The 4,157-nt window shown below is 41.3% G+C and carries 3 protein-coding genes; 1 reads left to right on the plus strand and 2 read right to left on the minus strand.

Translation table 11 applies throughout. The features are described 5' to 3' along the window. Positions 1 to 2,359: DEAD/DEAH box helicase (locus ACIG3F_RS15910; RefSeq protein WP_396470524.1), on the plus strand; the 2,359-nt coding region annotated here is incomplete at its 5' end. 18 nt (positions 2,360 to 2,377) lie between these two features. Here the strand turns inward: ACIG3F_RS15910 and ACIG3F_RS15915 are convergent. Together ACIG3F_RS15915 and ACIG3F_RS15920 are read right to left on the minus strand one after the other, a co-directional pair. Further along, positions 2,378 to 3,667, minus strand: a complete 1,290-nt coding sequence (locus ACIG3F_RS15915) for a type II toxin-antitoxin system HipA family toxin (RefSeq protein WP_004282132.1) — start codon at positions 3,665 to 3,667, stop codon at positions 2,378 to 2,380. Beyond that, complete coding sequence (locus ACIG3F_RS15920; protein WP_004282130.1) at positions 3,664 to 3,972, minus strand: helix-turn-helix transcriptional regulator; 309 nt, start codon at positions 3,970 to 3,972, stop codon at positions 3,664 to 3,666. Before ACIG3F_RS15920 ends, ACIG3F_RS15915 begins: the two co-directional genes overlap by 4 nt. Between the last annotated feature and the right edge of the window lie 185 nt (positions 3,973 to 4,157).

The following is a 4,157-nucleotide window of genomic DNA, read 5'->3' on the forward strand; positions in this document are numbered from 1 at the left end:
TCTTACATCTATTCTCTTGCCAGAGTTTGAGAAACTGACTCATCAATATTCAGACGTGAAAAATCTGCCTCAGCGCGTGTCTATTCAGCATATTGATGTCCTTGAGGGAAGTCCCCAGCCAATTTTACGCTTCGGTGTTTTAGATAAATTTGATTGGAAATGGGAAGAGTCTGTTTGTGCCGAAATTGAATTCTCCTATGTAGGCGGACGAATAAAAGCAGGTACATCAGGTGACAGTTTTATTGGTGAGCAGCATGGCAAAATGGTGCGACAGCTTCGGGACTTAGTTCAGGAACAACAGTCAATCCAGCGTTTACAGCTATTGGTCGAATCACTGAAGTGGGTGAAAGATCTTAATTATTACCAGCAATTAAAACTGGATAAACAACGTCTTGATTCTATGGTTTTTGCGTTCTATGGAGACTGGATCAAACAGCTGATGCCCATCAATCAAATTGAATTGATTGGATGGCAGATAGAGCATCTGGAACACAGCCCATTTAAGCTGCAATATGTTGAAAATTTAAATATTTCCATCACTGAATCTGAAAGCCAACAAGACTGGTTCAATATCGGGGCGACCGTTCAGGACAGTGCAGGCAATAGCTATGATTTACTCGATGCACTTGTGGCTTTGGTGAAAGAACAGCCTGATTTACTTGATCCACGGATTTTTGGTCATCTGAATGACAGTCAAATTTTCACCCTGAAAACTGCAGCGGATCAACCAGATTTGGCTTTATCCGCAAAGGACATTAAGCCGGTATTGTTGCATCTGCAGAGCATTTTACAGCAAGAAGAGCGTAGCATAGATCGCTATGATGCGAGTCAACTATTAGAATTACAGCATCATCTGGGGATGGTGTGGCAGGTCAGTAATCGCCTGCAGCAATTTGCGCAGAAATTCAAACAAGGCTATCAGCAACAACTGCCGACACCACAAGGTTTTCAGGGGGAATTACGTCCATACCAGCAGCAGGGCCTAGGCTGGTTACAGTTTTTAAGGGAAACCCAGCATGGCGGGATTCTGGCGGATGATATGGGTTTGGGTAAAACAGCACAAACTTTAGCCCACTTACTCATGGAAAAGCAGGCTGGTCATTTGCAGGACAGACCCGCCTTAATTGTTGCACCCACATCGCTGATGCATAACTGGTTCAAAGAAGCGGAAAAATTTACCCCTGAGCTCAAGGTACTGCTGCTACAAGGCCCCGACCGCCATCAGTATTTTGAGCAGATTTCACACTATGACATTGTGTTAACCACCTACCCGCTCTTGGCGAGAGATGAAGAGCAACTGAAGCAATATGAATATCATCAACTCATTCTGGATGAAGCGCAGAATATTAAAAATCCGCGTGCCAAAGCTGCACAGGTAGTACGGCAATTAACAGCGCGACATCGTCTATGTCTAACCGGTACACCTATGGAAAATCATTTGGGTGAGCTGTGGGCACTATTTTATTTCCTGATGCCAGGATTTTTATATTCACAAGAAATTTTTAATAAAAAGTACCGTCATCCGATTGAAAAACGCGGTGATCAGCAGTTAAGGCAAAAGTTGGTAAACCGCATTAAACCCTTTATTTTACGTCGCTTGAAAACTGACGTTGCCAAGGAATTGCCTGAAAAAACCACGATTGAAGTCAATATTGACATGAATGAGCAGCAATCCAAGCTATACGAGGCTGTTCGCGCCACGATGCAGGCAAATATTCAGAAAATTGTGGCAGAAAAAGGCTTTAAGCCTAGTCAAATCCAAATTTTAGATGCCTTGCTGAAGCTGCGTCAGGTCTGTTGTCATCCTAGCTTGCTGAAACTGGATTCAGTTAAAACCGGGCAGGCGCATTCTGCCAAACTTGAACAGTTGATGGATATGGTTGTTCCAATGGTGGAAGAGGGACGAAAAATTCTTATTTTCTCTCAGTTTACCTCAATGTTGGAACTGATTGAACAACAGCTCTATCACGCAGAAATTGGCTATGTGAAGCTGACTGGAAAGACCAAAAAGCGAGATGAAGTCATTACAGCATTTCAGTCTGGACAAGTGCCGGTATTTTTAATCAGTCTGAAAGCAGGAGGGGTCGGTCTGAATCTAACTGCCGCAGATACGGTCATTCACTATGATCCATGGTGGAACCCTGCTGCTGAAGATCAAGCTTCAGATCGTGCATGGCGGATTGGCCAGGACAAGCCGGTATTTGTGTATAAGCTGATTACTAATAAAAGCATAGAAGAAAAAATTATTGCCTTGCAGCAGAATAAAGCAGAACTGGCACAGTCTATTCTAAGCACAGATCATGAGGGAGAAGCGAAACTGACGGAAAATGATGTGATGAAATTGTTTGAGAAATTTTAGCTTGGTTACAGGTTTCCTCTAATCATCTGTAAGTATCTGAAAGTCTGGATGCAATTTTTTCCAATGTTCTCTTAATTTTTCTTTATGAACAGAAATCATAGGTAAGTCTAGTAATAGCGCTGGCCATACTGACCGTGCTTTGTCCATAATGGCGTGAAGTTGTTTTTCAATAACACGCCATGGAACACCGACTTTTTCAGCCCATTGTTCAAAGTGTTTCATCTCAGCTAAATACCAATCTTTATTTTTGGCAAGATTCAATGCGAAATGAAGCTCATTTTCAATATATACACTAGTCATCAATATATCGTATGCGGGAGATAATCTTGGTGTTCTTTTGTCCTGATAAATCATACTCCAGTTTTTTAAGTGTGCATCTCCATTGGCGAGCAAAATGTTGACAAGTAAGCGGCTGGCAAATTGCTGAATATCAAGAATTTTGTTATCTGAAAATTGATAAATGATCTTTCCTATCTGCTCATAATTTGTGGTGCTGTATTTCTGCTGTGGATATGCACCGAAGATCTGAGCAAAGTCTTCGATGTGAATAAGCTCTGTAGTATCAGCAGTACTCTGTCTATCAAATCTTTTGATTGCAAAAGCATATTGCTCTTGGGGTAAATTTAATGGTGGAAGGTTTTGTAAGAGTGCCATATCCACCAAGCGAATCTCAGGGACATCTATTCCGACCATTTTGGCAAGGCTCATCATAGAATATTCATTTAGCGGAACAAAAGCATGTCTGGAAGAAGGAGTTTTGATAATCCAGTCCCCGAGTAGAGACGATTCCGTTGCCTGGACTAGTGTAAAACGCCCATCTTTGGCTTTCATGGAAAACTTCATTTGGACGCCGGCCAAGGAAAACTTATTATCTGTTCGAATCTCTTGCTTTAAGATCTGATCTGGATTAGAGATCTGCAGTTTGAATTTTATTTCATCTGGAATTTCTTCTGGATCTAATGGAGTCGCAATGAGTGCTCCAGGTAAATCATGACCTAAAGCTGCCAATAACTGAAATTCATTGTCTATATGTACTTTGAGGCTTTGTGCAATCAGTTCGCGTAATGCACCTTCTGGTAGCAAGTTTGATAGCAAGGGATGTAAACGCTGATGTGTAACATAGGTCTTTTCTAAAATTTTATCCACTTGAGGATACAAGGGGGAAGTCAGCAGGCTCAAGGTCGGGCGTTGCTGATCAGAGCGGAAAGAATCTGTAAAAACCAGAATATTTTTTCCGCTCTGAAATCCTGCCAAGTATCCAACGATACCGTGATGTAATGTTAATTTCAGGACGGCAACAGTATTCATGGTTCCTCTCCTCCGAGAAGACCCTTCCATGGGTTAGTCATTAAGTCATCCTGATCTTCAATAGTGACTTTAATTTCATCATTCAATAATTGTCTGATCAAATGAACCTTATCATCAGGGATGAGCATCAGTTGAGCATTTAATCCTGCCGCTATAATTTCTAAGGTCTCTAATCGAGGGTTGCCCTGACTTTCCAGTTTTTGGTACTGCTGTCTTGAAATGCCTGTACGGGATTGCATATCAACTTGCTTTAAGCCCAATTGGGTTCGTCTTTTTTTGATTTGCTGAAGTAAAGACTTATTCATTGTAGATGCATTTATTGCTTTTAGGTTCTGTAAGAAACATATTAGTTTCTTTTTTTTTGAAAAGCAATTTATGACTTTATCATTTCGATCGGCTTTGTTGCACAAAGATTTGAAATGCAAAGCGCCCCTAATTGAGCCAAATTTAAGGCGTAACTTGGGTAAGTGGTCGACCTAATTCCGTAAAT

This window comes from Acinetobacter sp. NPDC052428 (assembly GCF_044547685.1).
Taxonomy (GTDB): Bacteria; Pseudomonadota; Gammaproteobacteria; order Pseudomonadales; family Moraxellaceae; genus Acinetobacter; species Acinetobacter lwoffii_G.

Excerpts from the sequence above, each read along its gene's own strand:
- ACIG3F_RS15915 (WP_004282132.1), bottom strand. The coding sequence starts at position 3,667 with ATGAATACTGTTGCCGTCCTGAAATTAACATTACATCACGGTATCGTT.
- ACIG3F_RS15920 (WP_004282130.1), bottom strand. The coding sequence starts at position 3,972 with ATGAATAAGTCTTTACTTCAGCAAATCAAAAAAAGACGAACCCAATTG.